The following is a 19835-nucleotide window of genomic DNA, read 5'->3' on the forward strand; positions in this document are numbered from 1 at the left end:
CCCGATCAATCCATCGCGATCCTGCACAGCCGTCCAGCGGCCGGCTCTACCACGGGCAGGTCAACCGCCTCCGCTTTGGTAGTGCCGGCCGCTGGCCGGCAACCCGATCAATCCATCGCGATCCTGCACAGCCGGCCAGCGGCCGGCTCTACCCCTGGCAGGTCAACCGCCTCCGCTTCGGTAGTGCCGGCCGCTGGCCGGCAACCCGATCAATCCATCGCGATCCTGCACAGCCGGCCAGCGCCCGGCTCTACCACGGGCAGGTCAACCGCCTCCGCTTTGGTAGTGCCGGCCGCTGGCCGGCAACCCGATCAACGCGTCGCGATCCTGCACAGCCGGCCAGCGGCCGGCTCTACCACGGGCAGGTCAACCGCCTCCGCTTTGGTAGTGCCGGCCGCTGGCCGGCAACCCGATCAATCCATCGCGATCCTGCACAGCCGGCCAGCGGCCGGCTCTACCAGCGACGGCTCAGATGTCTGCATGGTGATGTGGCACGGAGGCGGGCAGCGGATCATGGCCACCCACGAAGTGACGCACCACCGGCGCGCGCTCTCCCCGATGCAATCCGCGTAGTTCTTCCTGGATCGCCTTGTCGTCGGCGGTGATGCGCTCGTGCTGGCGAAGGTGCTCCAGCCATGACGGGGTCACGAAATACTCCAGGTGGATCCCCGGTGTTGCCACGTCTTCGACTACGCCCCAGACCACTGCACCATCGCGACGACGGATGGATCCCATCGCGCGCATCTGCGCCTGGAACGCGGCACGATCAGCATCATCGATGCGGTACTCGATGGTGACCAGCACCGGGCCTCGATCGTTCGACACCGGCACCGACAGCTCGGGTGCCGGCCAGTGCCCGGCCGGGCTCAGGTTCAGGTCTTCGGTACCGGCGATGCGCACGCGCCATACCAGCAACCCACCGATCACCGCACCGGCCGCTGCCACCAGCAACGCCAGTTCGGGCGAGGTGCGCTGAGCGAGCGCGCCCCAGCTCAGGCCGCCGGCGGCCATGCCGGCAGAGAACACCATGATGTACAGCGCCAGCGCACGCGCACGTACCCATGCCGGAACCGCAGTCTGCGCAGCGATCTGCAGTGACGACAGCACGGTGATCCACGCAAATCCATTGACCAGCATCACCGCCGGAAGCACGTACCAGCTGCGGGTCAGCGCCAGCCCGACCAGGCTCAGGGCCAGCGACAACGTCGCCAGCAGCACCAGCAGGTCGCGATCCATCTGTGCGCGCAGCTTCGGCAGCAGCAACGCACCGCCCACTGCGCCGATCCCGATGCAGCCCAGCAGCATGCCGTACTGCCCCGCCCCACCCTGCATCTGCCCACGCACCACCACCGGCAACAGCGCGTTCATTGCCGCGGCGAAGAAGAAGAAGCCGACCGACTTGATCAGCACCGCCTGCAGCCGTCCGGCACGGCTGGCGTAGCGCAGGCCCGCTTTCAATCCGGCACCGAAGCCTTCCGGCGGCAAGCTCGACTGCTTTGGGTCGCGCTTCCAACCCCACACCACGAACAACATCGCGGCGAAGGTGATGGCATTGAAGCCGAACGCCCAGACCGCACCCAGCTGGGCGACGATCACGCCGCCGATGGCCGGGCCGATCGAACGGGCGATATTGATGCCGATCGAGTTCAGCGCCACCGCCGAGGCCAGCATCGGCTGCGGTACCAGTTCGGAGACGATGGCGGCCTGCGCGGGCATTGCCATCGCCGCACCGCAGCCCATGCAGAAGGTCAGCAGCACCAGCAACTGCGGGGTCAGCAGGTCCATCGCGGTCAACGCAGCCATCGCTGCGGCCACCAGCAGCATCCAGCCTTGGGTCGCCAACAGGTACTTCCGACGATCGACAATGTCGGCCAGGGTGCCGGCAGCGAGCGCCAGCAGCACGATCGGCACCGTGGTGGCCGACTGCACCAGGGCCACCATCAGCGGCGAACCGGTGCGCTCGGCCATCACCCAGGCGGCGGCCACATCGTTGACCCAGGTGCCGATGTTGCTGGCCAGGATTGCCAGCCAGATCGAACGGAACATCTGGATCTTCAGCGGGGACCAGGCCCCTGCGGCCTGTGCGGGGTGTTGCGACGCGGTTGCGTTCACCATTGCCATGCTCCAACGATCGAGGCGAACAGCGTGTCCTGGCCTCCAGCCTGCTTCAGTGCAGGACCGGCATCGACCCAGGCCAGCTGCAGCTGCCATTGCCAGTGTTCGCTGGCCTGCCAGCGGGTTTCGGATTTGTACTGGGTGCCGATGCGGCGCGCGCCACCGGCGCTGCCCGGCAACGCCACCAGCGGCGCCGGCGTGGTGTAGACCGCATCGGCACGACGATGCTTCCAGGCCATCTGTACGCCCAGCTCCGTCGCCACCGCGTCGTGCAGGCGCAGGGCCAGTGTCGGCTGCAGGTCCATCAGATTGGCCGGGGCCAGCAGGCTGGCCTCGCTGAAGTACGCCGATTTCGGGAACAGTGCATTGAAGGTTCCCAATCGCCGATCGTGCAGCTTGCCATCGCCACTGGCGATGTCGGCCTTCAGCCCCAGCCGCGGTTGCAGCGGCCGCTCCGTCCAGCGCCAGCCGGTGTCGGTGGCCAGCGTCCAGGCACGGATGTCGAGGGGGCCGGTGGCGGCATGCAGTTCACCGCCCTGCGCCACCAGCTCACTGTTCCAGTCCAGCAGTCCTGACTGGCCGAACCAGCGCGCACCGAGTGTCTGCCGGCGCTCGGTTCCCGAGCCTGCCGCAAAGCGCGCACCGTCGCGACGATAGTCCAGCAGGTACAGATCCCATTGTCCCTCGCCCTGCCCGCGTGCCGCGGTGGCGTAGGCACCCCACAGGTGCGCACCGTGTTCGCCCCGATCATCAAAGGCACCCGGCCGGTTCTCGACCGGCCGCAAGGCCATCAGGTCAAGCGTGCCGAGCCGCCCCTTCCAGCCCAGGCGCGCACCGTCGAAGGCCAGGCGGATGTTCGGCCCATCGCGCACCGACAACAGCCGCGAGCTGCCATAGCCGGCTTCCTGCCGGCCGAGCAGCGAGCTGCCATAGCCGGCTTCCTGCCGGCCGAGCTGCACATGGATGCCACCGCGCTGCCAGCGCCAGTACGCCTGCTGCACGTCCAAGGCACCACGGTCGGTGCGGCCCGGGCCGCCTGCCTTGCCATTCTCGGCATGCACGCCCAGCTGCAGCTTTGCCTGCCAGCTGTCCTCCACATAGGTGGCCGAGGCCAGTGCCCGCAGCAGGCCATAGCCATCTTCGCCGCCGCCGATGCCGAACCGGGTCGGGTCGTAGTACAGGCCGCGCAGGCGCAGCGATGCGTCCAGCTGCAGCCGGCCATCGCCCGCGTCGCTGCAGCGGCCCCCCTCGCAGGCCAGCGCCAGCGATGGCGCGGCCAGCAGCGCCAGGCTCAGAACGCGAAGCACGAGCATCCCATCGCGCCCCAGAAGGCGGTCAGGTCACCGGTAGGCGCCGCATGCTGCGCGGCATGACCGTGAGCACCATGCGTACTGCAGGCCACACCGTGATGGTGGCGATGGGCGGCGGCCAATCCGGTGGCGGCACCGCCAACGTGGTAACCACCGAAGCGGTTGACCGGCGACCAGTCCGGCATCGCCGGCGGCAGCTGCGGCGCCAGGCCGGCGTAATCGCCGTCGGCGTGCACGATGCGGCCGCCGACCACGGTCAGCAGGCTGGTGATGTCGGCGATCTGCGCGTCGTCGACGCGGAAGAAATCGGCCGAAAGCAGAATGAAGTCGGCCAGCTGACCAACCTTCAATGTCCCCTTCACTGCTTCGTCGCCGGAGAACCAGGCGCTGCCCTGGGTCCACAGGCGCAGCGCCTGCTCGCGTTCGAGCAGGTTTTCCTCGCCATACAGGGCCAACCCGCCCACGGTGCGCCCGGTTACAAGCCAGGACAACGCCACCCACGGATTGTAGCTGGCCACGCGGGTGGCGTCGGTGCCTGCGCCCACCGGCACGCCCTCGGCCAACATGCGCTTGACCGGCGGCGTATGCCGCGCGGCCTGCACGCCGTAGCGCTCGACGAAGGCCTCGCCCTGGTAGGCCATGCGGTGCTGCACGGCGATGCCGCCGCCCAGCGCGCGGATGCGTTCGATGTTGCGCGGGGTGATGGTCTCGGCGTGGTCGATGAACCAGTGCAGGCCATCGAACGGCACCTCGCGGTTGACCTGTTCGTACACATCGAGGATGCGGGTGATGCTCTCGTCGTAGGTGGCATGGATGCGGAACGGCCAGCGCTTCTCGACCAGCAGCTTCACCACGTCGTGCAGTTCCGGTTCCAGCTCCGGCGGCAGTTCCGGGCGCGGCTCGTTGAACAGTTCGAAGTCGGCGGCGGAGAACACCAGCATCTCGCCCGCGCCGTTGTGGCGCAGCAGGTCATCGCCCTGGCGCGGCTGCAGGATCTCGCTCCAGCCACGGAAGTCATCCACTTCCCTGCCCTTGTTCTGGGTGAACAGGTTGTAGGCGATGCGCACCGTCAGCTGATCATCGCGATGCAGCTGCTCGATGACCTGGTAGTCCTCGGGGTAGTTCTGGAAGCCACCGCCGGCGTCGATCACCGAGGTGATGCCAAGGCGGTTCAGTTCGCGCATGAAATGGCGCGTCGAGTTGGCCTGGTATTCGATCGGCAGGCGCGGGCCCTTGGCCAGCGTGGCGTACAGAATCAGCGCATTGGGCTTGGCCAGCAGCAGTCCGGTCGGGTTGCCCAGCGAATCGCGCACGATCTGGCCACCCGGCGGATCCGGCGTGTCCTTGGTGTAGCCGCAGGCGCGCAGCGCGGCGCGGTTGAGCAGTGCGCGGTCATACAGGTGCAGCAGGAACACCGGCGTATCCGGTGCGATGTCGTTGAGCTCCTGCAGCGTCGGCAGGCGCTTCTCGTTGAACTGCGCGGCGGTGAAGCCACCGACCACGCGAACCCACTGCGGCGCGGGAGTGCGGTCTACCTGGGCCTTCAGCATGTCCAGGGCATCGCCCAGCGAACGCAGGCCGTCCCAGCGCAGTTCCAGGTTGTAGTTCAGGCCACCACGGATGAGGTGGGTATGGCTGTCGTTGAGGCCGGGCAGCAGGCGCCGGCCCTGCGCGTCGATCAGCGTCGCTTCATTGCCCCAGCCGCGCATGATCTCCTCGTCGCTGCCGACGGCGACGATGCGGCCTTCCTGTACAGCCAGCGCCTGCGCATGCGGCTGCCGCGGGTCGAGGGTGGTAATGCGGGCATTGCGGATGACCAGCGTGCTCATGCGACGCTCCTTGGAAGTGGAATCGAGTGCGGCACCGGCGCGACCTGCCAGGCCGAGCGCAACAGCGGCGCCGCTGGCCAGCACCACGTTGCGGCGGCCGTGATCGAGGGGATCGTGACTCATGCGAATTCTCCCGGAAAGCGTTGGCCGTCCAGCGCCCAGGCGCCGGGGCCGGCCAGCGCGAGGGCCAGCAGCACCGTGGTCCACATCAACGGATACTCACTGCCGCCGCGCATCCAGAACCAGCCCTTGGGCAGGGCCAACAGCACGGTGAAGCCGATGAAGGCAGCCGCCGCAAGCGCGGCGATGCGGGTCTGCCACCCGAGCAGCACGGCCAGCCCGGACAACACCTGCAGCACGGCCAACAGCAATGGCAACGGTGCCACTGCCGGCAGCCCGAAACCGCGCAGCTCGGTGGCGAAGCCGGAAAGCCCCGGCCCCCCGAACCAGCCGAACAGCTTGCCCAGCGCGTGCGGCAGCAGGAAGCCTCCTGCCGCCACGCGCAGCATCAGCAGGGCCAGGTCGAGGCCATGGCCGGCAACCATGCTCAGTGCCCGCCTTCCTGCGCACCGAACATCCGCTTGGCGTACTGGATGCCGATGCCGTAGCCGCCGGCGTGGTCGCGCGCAATGCCGGTGGTCAGGTCGTAGGTTTCACCCCGTGCCCAGTCGCGCTGCAGTTCGAGCAGGTACTGCACGCTGGTCATCGGCACCGCGCCGGCCTGCACCATGCGGGTGATCGCACGCTCGTGCGCTTCCTCGCTGACATCGCCACAGGCATCGGTGATCACATACACCTCGAAGCCCTGCGCCAGCGCCGACAGCGCCGGGCCGACGATGCAGACGCTGGTCCACAGGCCGGCGATGACCAGACGGCGCTTGCCGATGCGGTTGATCTCATCGATCACAGGCTGGTCTTCCCAGGTGTTCATCGAGGTGCGATCGAACACCGTCTGGCCAGGGAAGATCTGCGGCAGTTCCGGGAACATCGGCCCGGAGAACGATGCTTCGGCGACTGTGGTCAGCACGACCGGTACATTGAAGCCCTTGGCGCCCTTGCCGATCAGCGACACGTTGTTGCGCAGCGCGGAGATGTCGATGGTGTGGGTGGCGAACGCCATCTGCGACTGGAAGTCGATCAGCACCAGGGCGTGGTCGGTCGGCGACAGCAGCGCCGGGGCGGGAGTGGCGGTGGCAAGGCTCATGGGTGGACTCCGTTGGAAACACGATCAAGGGGATGCAACAGGGCGGCATCGCCGGCGACGTACTGGCCGGGGCTGCAGCCGGTCTCCGCGCGGAAGCTGCGGACGAAATGGCTCTGGTCGAAGAAGCCCAGCTGCTGGGCCAGGCAGGCCATCGGCAGCTGCGCGCCCGGCAGCAGCTGGCGCGCACGCTCGATACGACGGCGGCGGACATAGCGCAGCGGGCTGGCGCCGGTACCGGCGCGGAACAGGCGTACCAGATGGAAGCGGCTGACGCAGGCGGCCGCCGCCAGCTCGGTCACCCGCAGCGGCTGCGACAGATGCTCATCGACATAGCGCAGGGCGCGCTGCAACGCGGCAGCCTGCTGCGGTGCCAGTGAAGCGGCGGGCGGATCAGGCGGGGAGATGGTGGCCATGCGGGACGCCGCGAAGGGGTGCCCCATGGTGCGTGACCCCTGCGCGACGCCCTACCCCCGTCGGTCGAGGCCAGCACCTACCCGAATGGGGGAGGCCGACGGCGGAGCAGGCGGCGCCCGAACAACCGCGCATCCAGTGAATAGGCGCCAGGGCCCAGCATCAACAGCGCCACTGGCAGCACCACCTGTGGCCACGGCGCCTGCTGCGCGAACATGCCCACGGCCGCCATCAGCGCCGCCAGCGGCGTCAACGCACCCAGCACGAGCATCGGCACTGCCAGCAGGCACAACGCCGACCACCCGCCCGCCTGCATGCCGGGCGTGACCAGTGCAGCGGACAGGCACAACCGCAACCACAGCAGGCCGATGCCCGGACCGCGGTCGGGGAACATCAGGAACAGGCGCTGCATGGCGGGGCTCCGGAGGGCATGCCGGCGTGATAGCCGACCCCGGCGCACGCCGCCTACCCCGTTCGGGTCACCCTGGACTGCCCCACACCTGCCAGAATGCGCGCCATGCGTGGCCGCCCCTTCCCGTTCCTGCGTCGCCTGCCGGCGCTGCTGACGTGCCTGCTGCTGTTGACCTCCCTGCCCGCCTTTGCCGTGCAGCGCCCGCCGGTGAGCGGCGGGCTGCCTGATTACGAACACACCGCCTGGCGTGTCGGCCAGGGCGCACCAGGCGATATCTGGGACATTGCCCAGGACCGCGAGGGCCTGTTGTGGCTGGCTACCGGCTCGGGCCTGTACCGCTTCGATGGCCGTCGCTTCGAACGGCAGGCAGCACCCGCCGGCAGCCAGTTCCCGTCCACCAACATGGTCACGCTGGCGCATGCCGCCGGCGGTGCGCTGTGGATCGGCTACTTCCAGGCCGGCATCAGCCAGTTCGCGCATGGGCAGCTGCGCAGCTACGGCCGCCAGCAGGGGGTGCCGGTCGGCGTCGTCCCACGCTTCAGCCAGGATCGCCAGGGCCAGCTCTGGGCGGCGATCAATGGCGGGCTGCGCCGCTTCGACGGACAACGCTGGCAGCCACTGCCGGCCGCTGCCGGCCTGCCCGAGCGCCGTGTGCAGTGGGTGCTGCACGACAGCCGGGGCAGGTTCTGGGTGCTGGCCGACCTGAAGATCTGGATGCGTGCGGCCGGCCAGACTGCGTTCGAGGACACCGGCATCGCGGTCTCGCAGATGGCGACGCTGGCCGAAAGCCCGCAGGGTGAAGTGTGGCTGGCCGACCGGGTGCGCGGCACCTCGCCGCTGGCCAACGCGCAGGGTCTGCTGGCAGACAGCGAACGCGAGGCGCGGCGGCTGCCGGAACTGGTTGCTGCGCGCCTGCAGTTCACTGCCGATGGCGCGCTGTGGGCCACGATGAGCCCGCACGGCGGCGTCGCCCGCATCACCTTCGACGGCACCCGGGCCGTGCGCATGGAACGCTTCGATTCGCCGCAAGGACTGACCGCCACATCAGCAGTGCCGATCATCGTCGATCGCGAAGGCAATCTCTGGATTGGCACCAATCTCGGCCTCAACCGCTTCCGCGCACGCAGCGTGCACACCCTGGCGGTGGGCCCAAGCGATCCGTACCGCGCGCTGGTGCGGGCCAGCGATGGCCACGTGTATGGCTATGGCGAAGACCTCAAGCCCTACGACCTGCGGCGCACCCTGCTGGATGGCAGCGCCACGCAGCTGCAGGCCGCCGCGCGCCAGGCACCCACGCCGATCTGGCAGTTCGACTGGGTCAACCTCGCGCGCACGGTCGCCGGCCACACCACGTTGATCCCGCTGCCGGCGCCGTTCACCGGGCAGCCGCTGCATGCCCTGTTGTTCCCCGATGACGGACAGGCCTGGGTCTGCACCGGCGAACGCGGGGTGCTGCACTACCAGCATGACCAGTGGCAACGTGAACTCCGCCTGCCCGAGCAGGCCTGCTCATCGCTGGCGCTGGATGCCGATGGCCAGCTGCTGCTCGGCTATGCCGATGGCCGCCTGCGCCGCCTCGGTGCGAATGGCACCGAGACCTTCGACGCCGGGGACGGCCTGTCGGTAGGGCCGGTGACCGCGATGCTGCACCACCGGGACCTTCTGCTGGTCGCCGGCGAAGCGGGGCTGGCGGCACGGCTGGGCAACGGCCGGTTCGTCCCGGTGCGCACCGACATGGCCGGTGTCCTGGAGGGCATCACCGGCATGGTCGCCGATGCCAATGGACACCTGTGGCTCAACGGCAGCCGTGGCCTGGTACGGATGGAAAGCGGGTTGCTGCGCCGTGCCCTGCGCACCGGCCTGCCGGTGACGCCACGCCTGTTCGACGCCATCGACGGCATGCCCGGCATCGCCCTGCAGAGCGGACCGATCTCCACCGCCGCCCTGGCCGACGACGGCCTGCTGTGGCTGGCCACCAACCAGGGCCTGGCCTGGCTGGACACCACCCGCTCGCACGTCAATACGATGGCTCCCAGCGTGCGCATCGGCGAGGTGCTGTATGGCAGCGAGCACGCGCCGCTACGCGATGGCCTGCGCCTCCCGGCCGGCACCAGCCAGCTGCAGATCGATTACGTGGCGCTGTCCTTGGCACGTCCGGAGCGCAACCGCTACCGCTACCGCCTGTCGGGCGTGGATGACGGCTGGCAGGACGCTGGCAGCAGCACGCGTGCGTATTACACCAACCTCGCGCCCGGCAACTACCGGTTCGAGGTGGAAGCCGCCAACGAGGACGGCATCTGGAGCTCCGCGCCGGCCAGCCGCAGCTTCCGCATCGCTCCCACCTTCATGCAGACCGTGTGGTTCAAGCTGCTGTGCACCGTCGCCGTGGTTGCACTGCTGGTGCTGGCGGTACGCATCCGCAGCGGGCAGCTGGCCGCACTGTTCCGCGCGCGCCTGCAGGAACGCAACGGCGAGCGCGAACGCATCGCGCGCGACCTGCACGACACCCTGCTGCAGGGTAGCCAGGGCCTGATCCTGCGCCTGCACGCGATCAGCCAGTCAGCGCAGACACCCGAGCCGGTGCGCAGCCAGCTTGAGTCAGCGATGCAGCTGGCCGAGCGCAACCTGGCCGAGGGTCGCGAACGGGTCAATGCGCTGCGCGAGGCGCCGTTCGCGGGCCGCGACCTCGCTTCGGCGCTGGCCGACGTGCACGCCGAATACGCCGGGCATGGCATCAATCCCCTGCGCCTGACCGTGGAAGGCGCGACGCCACCGCTGCAGGCCGACGCGGCCGAAGAGGTGTTCCTGATCGGGCGCGAGGCCATCCGCAATGCGTTGCGCCATGCCAATGCCAGTGCCATTGAAGTGGAACTGTCCTATGGCACGCGGTGTTTCCTGCTGCACGTGCGCGACGACGGCGCCGGCATTGCCGACGAGAACGCCGGCCATGGCCATTGGGGCCTGCAGGGCATGCGTGAGCGCGCCCAGCGCCTCGGCGCGGAACTGCAGCTGTGGACCCGCCCTGGGCTGGGTACCGAAGTCGCGCTGGCAGTTCCGGCCCGGCGGCTGTATCACCGCCGCCGATCACGTTGGCATTGGCCCTGGAGTAGAGAAAGCCATGACTGAGTCCCCTGCCCCGATCGGCGTACTGGTGGTCGACGACCACCCGCTGCTGCGTGATGGCCTGGCGGCACTGCTGGGCGCTCACGCCGACCTGCGCCTGCTCGGCGAGGCCGCCGATGGCGAGGAAGCCATCGCGCGCTACCAGCAGCTGCAACCTGACGTCGTGCTGATGGACCTGCAGATGCCCCGCCTGGATGGCGTGGAAGCCATCGTGCGGATCCGCGCGCTGGACCCACGCGCGCGCATCATCGTGCTGACCACTTACCGCGGTGACGTACGTGCGGTGCGGGCGCTGCAGGCCGGCGCCAGCGCTTACCTGCTGAAGGACATGCTGCGCCATGAACTGATCGACACCATCCGCATGGTCGCCGGCGGCCGGCGCGCACCGATTCCCCCGGCCGTGGCGGCCAGCATCGCCGCGCATGTAGTGGAAGATCGCTTGTCGCCCCGCGAGACCGAGGTACTGCGGCACGTGGCCGGAGGGCTGTCGAACAAGCGCATCGGCGAGCGCATGCAGATTTCCGAGCAGACGGTGAAGGCGCACATGAAAAGCCTGATGGACAAGCTCGGCGTGGGTGATCGCACGCATGCGGTAACCCAGGCGCTGCGGCGCGGCATCATCAGCCTGGACGACAGCGGTCACGATTAGGGGGTTGTTCGGCAGGGCCTGCAGCCCTGCACCCGCGGTAGTGCCGGCCGCTGGCCGGCAACCTCGGCAGCAACGGCAACAACAACAGCAACAGCCTGGATTCCGTGGAATGGCGGGGCGGTGTCGGAGTGCGGGGACGCTGCAAGTACGTCCCTGTAAGCTTGGCAGCCGCATCCATGCCGCGGACACCCCGCACTCCGACACCGCCCCACCTCTGACAGATTCCGATGGCGGTTGGTAGGTGTCGACCTTGTTCGACACTTCTGTCAGATATCGAAATCAATCAGGGGTCAGATCCGTTTTCCTTCGGAAAACGGATCTGACCCCAAGAGCCATTCCAACAGACCGCAGGAACCTGTCGAAGGCGGGGTGGGTCCGGTTGCGGGGGCGTGAGCCGCATGGGCCCGAGGCATGCCTCGGGCGGGTTGGGCAGGACGCCCAACCCCGGTCTTGCCGTGTGCGCAGGACAGCGCACACGAGCAAGGCGCGACCGAGCCTCCAAGGACGGATTCACGGCGTCCCCCGCAACCGGAACCACCCCGCCTGCCCACGGGAACCCCGCGGTTTGTGCTGTTGCCGGCCAGCGGCCGGCACTACCGCAGGTGCTGGCCCTGCAAGTCCTGCCGAACGCCCACCCTTACTTCAGACGCAGCAGCAGGCTGCCACCCGCACACACCACCGCCAGCCAGGCCACGCCGTGCCACCCCCACTGCGCCAGCGCCAGGCTGCCCAGCGCACCACCGGCGGCCATGCCGATGAACATGCCGGTGAACAACAACGCATTGAGCCGGCTGCGTGCCGGTGGCACCAGGCCGTAGACCAGCGTCTGGTGCGCCACCAGCGCCGACTGGAAGCCGAAGTCGAACAGCAGCGCACTCACCACCAGCAGCGGCAGCAGCGCGGCGGCCGGCAACCAGGCTTCGGCCAGCAGCAGGCCGAAGCCCAGCAGCGCCACCGCGATCGCCAACCGCGCCACGGCATGGCAACCCAGGCGATCAGCGAAACGGCCGGCAAACGGCGCGGCCAACGCACCGGCCGCACCCGCAATACCGAACGCACCCGCCGCCGCACTGCCCAGCCCCAGGCGGGCATGCAGCATCAGCGCCAACGTCGACCAGAACGCACTGAAGCCGACCGCCAGCAGCGACTGGCTGGCCACCGCACGGCGCAGCTGCGGCTGCTCACGCCACAACGCCAGCAATGAGCCCAGCAACGCCGGATAGCGCAGCGTGCTGGTCGGTGCAAAACGCGGCAGCGCACGCGCCATCACCGCGCCCATCGCCGCCACCGATACCGCCGCCAGCACGAACTGCGTGCGCCAACCCCACGCTTCAGCCACCACGCCACTGACCACACGCGACAACAGGATGCCGAGCAGCAGGCCGGTCATCACCCGGCCGACGATCTGGCCGCGCTGCGCATCCGGTGCCAGCACCGCAGCGGCGGGAACGATGTCCTGCGCCAGCGTTGCCATCAGCCCGACCAGCAGGCTGGCCATCAGCAGGCCCGGCAGGTGCCCAGCCATCGCGGCGGCGCCCAGTGCCAGCGCCAGCAGCGCGGACTTCAACAGGATCAGATGGCGGCGGTCGAAGCGATCGCCCAGCGGTGCCAGCAGCAGGATGCCCAGTGCGTAGCCGAGCTGGGTCAAGGTTGGCACCAGGCCGGCGGCGCGCTCACCGGCGCCAAGGTCCTGGGCGATCAGGCCCAGCATGGGCTGGCTGTAATACAGCGATGCGACCGAGAAGCCGGCACCGGCCGCCATCGCCAGCACCAATGGGGTGGAAGGTACGGTCGCCGGTGCGGCCGCAACAGACAGCGAGGGGGTAGACATGGGGGAGCCCGGTAGAGGAAGTGGGCGTATCCTGCCTGTATTCGCCAAACGTCTGTAGTAGGCTCTGGCACATATATTTCATACGCCACACGCATGAATGACCTCGCCACCGGCGCTGATCGCCTGGATCTGCTGCGCACCTTCCTGCGCATTGTCGATGCCGGCAGCCTGTCTGCTGCGGCCCTGCAGCTGGGCACCACCCAGCCGACGGTCAGCCGACGCCTGCAGGCACTGGAGCGGCAGCTCGGCCTGCGCCTGCTGCAGCGCTCCACCCATGGCCTGCAACTGACCGAGGACGGCCTGCGCTGCCAGCGTCATGCGCAGCGCGTGGTCGACGAATGGGAGTCGCTGCAGGCCGAACTGAACGGCGAACCGGAAACGCTGCGCGGACGCCTGCGGGTGATGGTGCCGCACGCCTTTGGCCAGGCGCAGCTGCTGCCGACCATGCTCGGGTTCCTGGCCCAGCACCCACAGCTGAGCCTGGAGTGGATCCTGGAAGATCGGCGCCCGGATTTCATCGCCGAAGGTATCGACTGCGCGGTGCGGGTGGGTCCGGTCGACGAACCGCGCATGGTTGCACTGCCGCTCGCAGAAGTGCCGCGCATCGTCGTGGCAGCGCCCTCGCTGGTGGACGCCACGGCGGTCAGTACGCCGGAACAGGCACAGTCACTGCCGTGGATCTCGCTGGTCACCTACTACCGCGAACGCCTGCTGCTGCATGATGCGCAGGGCCGGGCGCATACGCTGTCAATCAGCCCACGCCTGCTCAGCGACAACCTGTTCGTGGTACAGCAGGCTGCACGCGCCGGACTGGGCGCAGCGGTGGTCTCGGCCTGGCTGGTGGCCGACGACCTCGCACAAGGGCGGCTGGTGCAGCTGCTGCCGGACTGGCAGGCACCGGCACTGCCGGTACACGTGGTGTTCCCGGCCGCGCGCCAGCAACCGCCACGGTTGCGTGCCTTCATCGATGCGATGAAGGCCGCGTTGCCGCAACTGCACGGAATGCGGCCGGCGCCGCGCTAGGTCACCGGCCGCATCATCCACGCATGGCGTGGATTTCGTTCAAGACCACAGGGTCAGGGTGCTTCCCGTCGGGAAGGGATCCGACCCTGTCGATCATTGCCCCTTCGCAGCCTCGGCGTTCCACGCTGCGACCTTGGCCTTGGTCTCGGCCAGCATCTTGTCCAGCGCAGCGCGGTCATACACGTTGCCGCGCAGGATCACGCTGTCGATCTTCTCGGTGGCGGCGATGTCCTGCAGCGGGTTGGCGGTCAGCAGCACCAGGTCGGCGGCCTTGCCCTGCGCGACACCACCGTAACGGTCCATCTGGCCGAACCAGGCCGGGCCGGAACGGGTTGCGGCCGACAGCGCCTGCGGCGCGCTCAGGCCCTCCTTCACGAACAGCTGCAGTTCCTGGTGCAGGGCGATGCCCGGGAAGTTGAACGAGTTGAGGAAGCCCGCATCGGTGCCGGCAATGATCGTCACGCCCGCCTCCTGCAGCAACGGCAGCACGGCCGCCACCTGATGGTACTGCGCGTGGCGCGCCTCGATCTGTGCCGGCGTCGCCTTCGCGGCGCGGTCCACGCGCCACTGGTAGGTCGCGCGCAGGCCCGGGCCGATGTAGGCCAGGTACGGATCGTTGGCGTGGTCATCCTGGTCAAGGAAATCGAGGATACGGCCACCGTTGAGGGTCGGGGTCACGAATACGCCGCGCTTGGCGAAATCGCGGTAGGCGCGCATCGCGGTGTCACGGTCGAAGCTGGCGTCGAGGCGGCGATTGGCTTCGGCGCGGTCGATGCGGCCGGCGCCGAAGTCGGCGGCGATCTTCGCTTCGTCCTTGCTGCCGGCCTTGAATGCGTAGTCCAGGTGCTCGATCGAGGCCAGGCCGGCATCGACCGCCTGCTCCACGGTCAGCGCCATCGGAATGTGGCCCGAGGCCTTGAATCCGGCCTTGCGCGCGGCGCTGGCCGAATACAGGAACAGATCCGGCTTCAGCGTGCTGTCGGTGATCTTCACGAAATCGACCTTGTCGTGCTGCAGGCGGGTGATCGCTTTGTCGACGTCGGCCTCGCTGCCCACTTCGATCGTGCCCTTCCACACCGGCTTGATGCCTTCGATCTTCGCGCCGGAACTGAGCAGGCGCGGGCCGAACAGCGTGCCCCTGGCGATCTCGCCACGCCACTGCAGCACCTGCTCGGGCAGATCGCCGGAGCAGTCACGCACGGTGGTGATGCCGTGCGCGATATACAGCGGCAGCAGTGCCTTGTTCTCTTCGATCAGCGCCGGGCCCCCCCCGAAGTGCACGTGCATGTCCCACAGCCCCGGGATCAGGTATTTGCCCTTGGCATCGATCTGGCGGGCCGCGCTCCACTGGCTGCGCAGCTGCGCGTCCGGGCCCACCGCAACGATGTCCTCGCCGCGGATCACCACGCTCTGCCCGGCCAGCGTGCTGGCGTGCTCGACATTGACCACGGTGGCGTTACGGATCAGCAGGTCGGCGCGCTCGGCAGCAGATGCCGACAGCGGCGCCACCGCAAGGAGGATGGCAAGGGACAACGGACGGGAACGGAACATGATGGACAGCATCCTGATGGGCACGGCCAGCGTGCGGGTGGAAGGAGTAGCGGTTCAGCGCGCCGCGCCGTGCTGGCGCAGCAGGGTTTCAATGCCGGCATAGCCACGCTGGCGCGCGTGCGCCAGTGGCGTTACGCCATCGCCGTCGGCCAGCTCCGGGTCGGCACCGGCCTCCAGCAGCAGCTGCACGATCTGCACATGGCGTGTACCGCCATCGCCGAGCAGGATCGCTTCCAGCAGCGCGGTCCAGTGCAGGCGGTTGACATGGTCCACCGCCACACCTGCGCGCAGCAGCGTGCGCACGGTGGCGACATGGCCGCGCTCGGCGGCCGGAATCAACGCGGTGCCGCCATAGCGGTTGGTGCTGCGCAGATCGGCGCCGTGCGCCAGGGTCATCGCCAGGATCTCGTCCAGGCCGCGCGCGCCGGCATACAGGTAAGCACTGTCCTGCAGCGCATCCTTGGCATTGACGTCCGCCCCGGCCTCGATCAGTTCGCGCGCGGCATCCACGTTGTTGCCCTGCGTGGCCAGCAGCAGCGCCGTGCGGCCCTGGCCGTCACGCGCCTCCAGATCAGCACCATCGGCCAGTGCTCCGCGCACCGCCCCGGCGTCGCCGCGACTGGCGGCATCACGCAGGCGCGCGTCTGCGTCGGCCCTGGACGTAGCAGTGCAGGCAGGGGCGACCATGGCCAGCAGACACCACAGCAGCACGCGCGTGAACGGTGCAGGCCAGCCAGCGGGGCAATGGAAGCGCATCACGGTGTCTCCTTTTCTCCATCGCCGCAGGGCGATGGTCGCAGGGGTCGCGCATTGCCGGCCCCTGTCCCGCATGGTAGAAGTCGGCCTGGGTATCCAGAAGTGAAATGTTCAAATGCAAGACAGTGCCAAATCGAATAGAACCCTGTTCGAACTGGACCTGCTGCGGGCGCTGGTGATGGTGGCCGACTGCGGCAGCTTCACCACGGCGGCCACGCGCCTGCATTCGACCCAGTCCACGGTCAGCCAGAAGGTGCGGCGGCTGGAGGAACTGGCCGGGCATCGCCTGCTCGAGCGCGGCCACCGCGATGTGCACCCCACCGACGCCGGCCACACCCTGCTCGGCTACGCGCGGCGCATGCTCGACCTGAACGAGGAAATGGCCCAGGCGCTGGCCGGCGCGATGGTGGAGACCGCGGTCCGCATCGGCGTACCCGAAGACTTCGTCAACCCGCAGACCACCCGCATGCTGGCCGCCTTCAGCCGCCGCCACCCGCAGGTGAAGCTGGAGATCAGCAGCGGCCTGAGCCGTGACCTGGCGCAGGGCTTCGACCACGGCGAGCTGGACCTGGTGCTGGTCAAGCAACGCCGCAACAGCCGCCAGGCGGTGCATTGCCGGCGCGAGCCGATGCACTGGATCGACAGCCTGCGCAGCAGCTGCCTGCAGCAGGACCCGCTGCCGCTGGTCACCTTCCCGCCACGCGGGCTGTACCGCGACGAGATGATCCACGCCGTGGAAGCGCTGGGCCTGCGCTGGCGCATCGCCTTCACCAGTTCGTCGCTGAGCGGCATCCAGGGCGCGGTGGCCGATGGCATCGGCATCAGCCTGCTGCCGCGCCGCGCGGTCACGCGCGAGCACCGCATCATCGATGGCGAGCGTGGGCTGCCGGTGATCGACAACTACGAAATCGGCCTGCTGCATCGTGCCGATGCCGATGATGCGGTGCGGGCACTGGCCAGCGAGCTGTGGCGGCAGGTGCAGCGCGAACCGGACTGACCACGGTAGGTCCACGCCATGCGTGGATGCCTTTCGCGCATTGATCATCGATATCTGATCAATCTTGCCGCACGGCGGGCATCATCGCCTCGTAAAGTGCCCCTTGTTTCCGTGCTCCACGGCGCCTCGCCATGTCCGACGAAACCCCGACCCGCTTCGATCCCCTGCCCGCCGCCCTGCAGACGCACCTTCAGCACCAACGCTCGCTGATCGCGGCACGCGTGGCCGCCAGCTTCCCGACGTTGCCGGTGCAATGGCCGCTGGCCGCCAGCACATTGCAGCGCGTGGTCGATGCCGAACTGATCGATCGTGACGACTGCGGCGGCTGGGAAGCCCTGGGCGTCGCGTTCGGTGACACCCTGGCCCAGCGCGTGCCTGGCCTGGCCTGGATGCAGGTCACCGATGCCTGGGGCATCGATGCAGTGCTGCGCTATGCCGACAGCAGCCTGCAGATCGGCGCCGGCACCCTGCTGCTCAAGCGCGTGGAGCAGGGCGAGGTCATCGACATCGCCCATCTGCTGGCGTGGCTGGAAGAGTTCGTCGCCACCCGCGCAGACGATTACGCCTGAAAGGTCGCCGAGCATGGCTCGGCGCTACAGGGGGTCGCGCGGCCTGGATCTACAGCCAGCGGCCATCAACGACCACCTTGCGCTCCACCGGCACCCCGGCCACCGCCGCCGGGCCGTGGTCGGCGCGAACCGCCACGAACGTCGCCGGCAGGCCTTCGGCAATGCCATGCTGCGGCAGGCCGATCACCTGCGCGGCATGGGTGGTGACCATGTCCAGCGCCAGCATCAGGTCGGCGTCGGTGTAGAACCCGGAACGGTAGCCCAGCAGCATCGCCCGCTGCAGCAGGTCGCCGTTGCCGTACGGCCACCAGCAGTCGCGGATGTTGTCATTGCCGGCGAACACGCGCACGCTCGCATCATGCAGTGCGCGCAAAGGCGGAAATGGATGATCACCCGGGGCATTGCTCATGATCGCCACGCCCGCCGTCGCCAGCGCCTCGCCCACCTGCAACGCGCGCGCCAGCGGCACGTCGCCCAGCGAGTAGGCATGACTGACCGCCACCCGCCCCTGCAGGCCAGCGGCCCGGGTCCGCGCGGCAATGCGCAGCAGCTGCGCCAGTCCGGTCTCGCCGGGCTCGTGCAGGTGGATGTCCAGGCCCACGCCATAGCGCTCGGCCAGGCCGAACAGCAGTGCCAGCTGGCCTTCAGCATCGCCATCCAGCGTGGTCGGGTCGATGCCGCCGAGCACCTCCACGCCCGCGGAAAGCGCCTGTTCCAGTACGGCGGCGGTACCCGGACAGGACATCACCCCGGCCTGCGGGAACGCCACCAGCTGGATGCGCATGAGGTCGGCACAGCGCCGCGCCGCTTCGCGGACCGCCTCGAGATGGCGCAGGCCGGTGCTGCCATCCACATCCACGTGGCAGCGCATCGCCACGGTGCCGAAGCGGCTGCACTGGCGGATCAATGCCTCGGCACGGTCCACCATCGGCGCGGCACCCGCTACCGCGGCCTTCTCCACCGCCAGCCGCTCACGCAGGCTGTTCACCGGCTGATGCGGGTGCCAGCGGTCGCCGACAAAACTCTTGTCCAGATGGATGTGGCCGTCGACCAGCCCGGGCAGGACCGCGAAGCCCTGCAGGTCGACGCATTCTGCCCCGTCGGCCGGCGAGGCCTCGCCATTGAGGCCACTGATGCGGCCGCCACGGATATGGAAATGCAGTGGCGCGCCGTAGCGGTCTACACCGCCATGGACGAACTGGAGGGTCATTGGGGACTCCGGGAAAGCCAAGAATGGCGCCAGCGTGCGCCTCCGCAAAACCATCGGCCAACGAAATATCTGGATGCCAGATATTCATCAGACCGATGATCGCCCTGCCACGATCGCTCGCAGCCACGCCGTGCACACGCCTGAACGGGTACCATAGGCGCCTGTTTCCGTTGTGATGCCGCATGGGCCCGTCCGACCGCCACGATCGCCTCCGCCGCTGGCAGGCCGCGTCCCTGCTCGCTGCTGCCCCGATCGCCAGCCTGTCCGCCACCGATGCGGCCGCTACCGCGCCGCCGCAGGCACCGCCTGGCCAACAGCGCATCGCATCGGCTGCCCTGGTCGAGCGGTTGCACCAGCGCGTGCTGTCCGGGCAGAGCGCCACCGCCACCCTGGAACACTGGTGCGCCGAACACGGCCTGGCCGAACAGGCGCGGGTGCGCGCGGTGCGTGTGCACGGCCAGGACAAGCCTGCCCCCGCCGACGTGCTGCAGGCGCTGGGCGCAACGCAACCGGGCACCGCCCTGCGCTACCGCCGGGTACAGCTGGTCTGTGGCAGCCGCGTCCTCTCCGAGGCCGACAACTGGTACCTGCCGGACCATCTCAGCCCGGCCATGAACCAGGTGCTGGACAGCACCGACGAACCCTTTGGCCGCGTGGTCGGCCCGCTCGGCTTCCAGCGCCAGACACTGGCCGACCAGACGTTCTGGCCACCGCGTGGCCAAGGCGACCACGGCGTGGTCCTGGAAGTGCGCGCGCTGCTACGCGATCGCCAGCAGCAGCCCTTCAGCTACGTCATCGAGTCGTACCTGCAACAGGCGCTGCCCTAGGCGACCGGCGCGCGCCAT

Annotated in this window: 17 protein-coding genes; 6 read left to right on the plus strand and 11 right to left on the minus strand. The window is 68.8% G+C overall.

Going from position 1 to position 19835, the window contains the following annotated elements:
- Positions 1-468: 468 nt before the first annotated feature.
- From KXV01_RS09570 to KXV01_RS09600, 7 genes are all read right to left on the minus strand, one after another.
- Positions 469-2115: an MFS transporter gene (locus KXV01_RS09570; protein ID WP_099488254.1), complete on the minus strand. Its 1647-nt coding sequence runs from the start codon at positions 2113-2115 to the stop codon at positions 469-471.
- On the minus strand, positions 2109-3428 hold the full coding sequence (locus KXV01_RS09575; protein ID WP_263467735.1) for an alginate export family protein: 1320 nt from the start codon (positions 3426-3428) through the stop codon (positions 2109-2111). Before KXV01_RS09575 ends, KXV01_RS09570 begins: the two co-directional genes overlap by 7 nt.
- Complete coding sequence (locus KXV01_RS09580; RefSeq protein WP_192839728.1) at positions 3407-5254, minus strand: amidohydrolase; 1848 nt, start codon at positions 5252-5254, stop codon at positions 3407-3409. Before KXV01_RS09580 ends, KXV01_RS09575 begins: the two co-directional genes overlap by 22 nt.
- A gap of 119 nt (positions 5255-5373) precedes the next feature.
- Positions 5374-5799 carry a DoxX family protein gene (locus KXV01_RS09585; protein ID WP_111096592.1) on the minus strand — a complete coding sequence of 142 codons (426 nt, stop codon included), beginning with the start codon at positions 5797-5799 and terminating at the stop codon, positions 5374-5376.
- 2 nt (positions 5800-5801) lie between these two features.
- A complete protein-coding gene (locus KXV01_RS09590) occupies positions 5802-6458 on the minus strand; it encodes a hydrolase (protein ID WP_005417006.1) in 657 nt (218 codons plus the stop codon).
- Positions 6455-6898, minus strand: a complete 444-nt coding sequence (locus KXV01_RS09595; RefSeq protein ID WP_053091543.1) for an AraC family transcriptional regulator — start codon at positions 6896-6898, stop codon at positions 6455-6457. Before KXV01_RS09595 ends, KXV01_RS09590 begins: the two co-directional genes overlap by 4 nt.
- Before the next feature lie 50 nt (positions 6899-6948).
- Positions 6949-7281, minus strand: coding sequence for a hypothetical protein (locus KXV01_RS09600; protein ID WP_263467736.1), 333 nt, complete (start codon positions 7279-7281; stop codon positions 6949-6951).
- A 96-nt stretch (positions 7282-7377) separates the two neighbouring features.
- Between KXV01_RS09600 and KXV01_RS09605 the strand changes: the two genes are divergently transcribed.
- A complete protein-coding gene (locus KXV01_RS09605; RefSeq protein ID WP_164282544.1) occupies positions 7378-10407 on the plus strand; it encodes a sensor histidine kinase in 3030 nt (1009 codons plus the stop codon).
- On the plus strand, positions 10400-11053 hold the full coding sequence (locus KXV01_RS09610) for a response regulator transcription factor (RefSeq protein WP_049413726.1): 654 nt from the start codon (positions 10400-10402) through the stop codon (positions 11051-11053). The genes KXV01_RS09605 and KXV01_RS09610 overlap by 8 nt, the downstream gene beginning before the upstream one ends.
- 637 nt (positions 11054-11690) lie before the next feature.
- Here KXV01_RS09610 and KXV01_RS09615 read toward each other — a convergent pair.
- Complete coding sequence (locus tag KXV01_RS09615) at positions 11691-12884, minus strand: MFS transporter (RefSeq protein ID WP_049414584.1); 1194 nt, start codon at positions 12882-12884, stop codon at positions 11691-11693.
- Positions 12885-12977: 93 nt separating this feature from the next.
- On the opposite strand from KXV01_RS09615, the gene KXV01_RS09620 reads away from it, so the two are divergent.
- Positions 12978-13907: a LysR family transcriptional regulator gene (locus KXV01_RS09620; RefSeq protein WP_049414582.1), complete on the plus strand. Its 930-nt coding sequence runs from the start codon at positions 12978-12980 to the stop codon at positions 13905-13907.
- 93 nt (positions 13908-14000) lie between these two features.
- Here the strand turns inward: KXV01_RS09620 and KXV01_RS09625 are convergent, their stop codons facing one another.
- Both KXV01_RS09625 and KXV01_RS09630 read right to left on the minus strand, forming a co-directional pair.
- Positions 14001-15458 carry an amidohydrolase family protein gene (locus tag KXV01_RS09625; RefSeq protein ID WP_111096611.1) on the minus strand — a complete coding sequence of 486 codons (1458 nt, stop codon included), beginning with the start codon at positions 15456-15458 and terminating at the stop codon, positions 14001-14003.
- 54 nt (positions 15459-15512) lie between these two features.
- Positions 15513-16214, minus strand: coding sequence for an ankyrin repeat domain-containing protein (locus tag KXV01_RS09630; protein ID WP_099495807.1), 702 nt, complete (start codon positions 16212-16214; stop codon positions 15513-15515).
- 115 nt (positions 16215-16329) lie between these two features.
- Between KXV01_RS09630 and KXV01_RS09635 the strand changes: the two genes are divergently transcribed.
- Both KXV01_RS09635 and KXV01_RS09640 read left to right on the plus strand, forming a co-directional pair.
- Positions 16330-17211 (plus strand): LysR substrate-binding domain-containing protein, encoded by an 882-nt coding sequence (locus KXV01_RS09635; protein WP_049440171.1) that lies wholly within the window; start codon positions 16330-16332, stop codon positions 17209-17211.
- A gap of 131 nt (positions 17212-17342) precedes the next feature.
- Positions 17343-17780 (plus strand): DUF3806 domain-containing protein, encoded by a 438-nt coding sequence (locus KXV01_RS09640; RefSeq protein WP_111096587.1) that lies wholly within the window; start codon positions 17343-17345, stop codon positions 17778-17780.
- 49 nt (positions 17781-17829) lie between these two features.
- Here KXV01_RS09640 and KXV01_RS09645 read toward each other — a convergent pair whose 3' ends face one another.
- Positions 17830-18990, minus strand: coding sequence for an amidohydrolase family protein (locus KXV01_RS09645; protein ID WP_049440174.1), 1161 nt, complete (start codon positions 18988-18990; stop codon positions 17830-17832).
- A gap of 182 nt (positions 18991-19172) precedes the next feature.
- Between KXV01_RS09645 and KXV01_RS09650 the strand changes: the two genes are divergently transcribed.
- Complete coding sequence (locus KXV01_RS09650) at positions 19173-19817, plus strand: hypothetical protein (protein ID WP_049414575.1); 645 nt, start codon at positions 19173-19175, stop codon at positions 19815-19817.
- Positions 19818-19835: the final 18 nt, after the last annotated feature.

This window comes from Stenotrophomonas sp. Ps181, from assembly GCF_025697425.1.
GTDB lineage: Bacteria > Pseudomonadota > Gammaproteobacteria > Xanthomonadales > Xanthomonadaceae > Stenotrophomonas > Stenotrophomonas sepilia.

Coding starts and splice junctions, on each gene's coding strand:
- KXV01_RS09570 (WP_099488254.1), bottom strand. CDS start 2,115: ATGGTGAACGCAACCGCGTCGCAACACCCCGCACAGGCCGCAGGGGCC.
- KXV01_RS09575 (WP_263467735.1), bottom strand. CDS start 3,428: ATGCTCGTGCTTCGCGTTCTGAGCCTGGCGCTGCTGGCCGCGCCATCG.
- KXV01_RS09580 (WP_192839728.1), bottom strand. CDS start 5,254: ATGAGCACGCTGGTCATCCGCAATGCCCGCATTACCACCCTCGACCCG.
- KXV01_RS09585 (WP_111096592.1), bottom strand. CDS start 5,799: ATGGTTGCCGGCCATGGCCTCGACCTGGCCCTGCTGATGCTGCGCGTG.
- KXV01_RS09590 (WP_005417006.1), bottom strand. CDS start 6,458: ATGAGCCTTGCCACCGCCACTCCCGCCCCGGCGCTGCTGTCGCCGACC.
- KXV01_RS09595 (WP_053091543.1), bottom strand. CDS start 6,898: ATGGGGCACCCCTTCGCGGCGTCCCGCATGGCCACCATCTCCCCGCCT.
- KXV01_RS09600 (WP_263467736.1), bottom strand. CDS start 7,281: ATGCAGCGCCTGTTCCTGATGTTCCCCGACCGCGGTCCGGGCATCGGC.
- KXV01_RS09605 (WP_164282544.1), top strand. CDS start 7,378: ATGCGCGCCATGCGTGGCCGCCCCTTCCCGTTCCTGCGTCGCCTGCCG.
- KXV01_RS09610 (WP_049413726.1), top strand. CDS start 10,400: ATGACTGAGTCCCCTGCCCCGATCGGCGTACTGGTGGTCGACGACCAC.
- KXV01_RS09615 (WP_049414584.1), bottom strand. CDS start 12,884: ATGTCTACCCCCTCGCTGTCTGTTGCGGCCGCACCGGCGACCGTACCT.
- KXV01_RS09620 (WP_049414582.1), top strand. CDS start 12,978: ATGAATGACCTCGCCACCGGCGCTGATCGCCTGGATCTGCTGCGCACC.
- KXV01_RS09625 (WP_111096611.1), bottom strand. CDS start 15,458: ATGTTCCGTTCCCGTCCGTTGTCCCTTGCCATCCTCCTTGCGGTGGCG.
- KXV01_RS09630 (WP_099495807.1), bottom strand. CDS start 16,214: ATGCGCTTCCATTGCCCCGCTGGCTGGCCTGCACCGTTCACGCGCGTG.
- KXV01_RS09635 (WP_049440171.1), top strand. CDS start 16,330: ATGCAAGACAGTGCCAAATCGAATAGAACCCTGTTCGAACTGGACCTG.
- KXV01_RS09640 (WP_111096587.1), top strand. CDS start 17,343: ATGTCCGACGAAACCCCGACCCGCTTCGATCCCCTGCCCGCCGCCCTG.
- KXV01_RS09645 (WP_049440174.1), bottom strand. CDS start 18,990: ATGACCCTCCAGTTCGTCCATGGCGGTGTAGACCGCTACGGCGCGCCA.
- KXV01_RS09650 (WP_049414575.1), top strand. CDS start 19,173: ATGGGCCCGTCCGACCGCCACGATCGCCTCCGCCGCTGGCAGGCCGCG.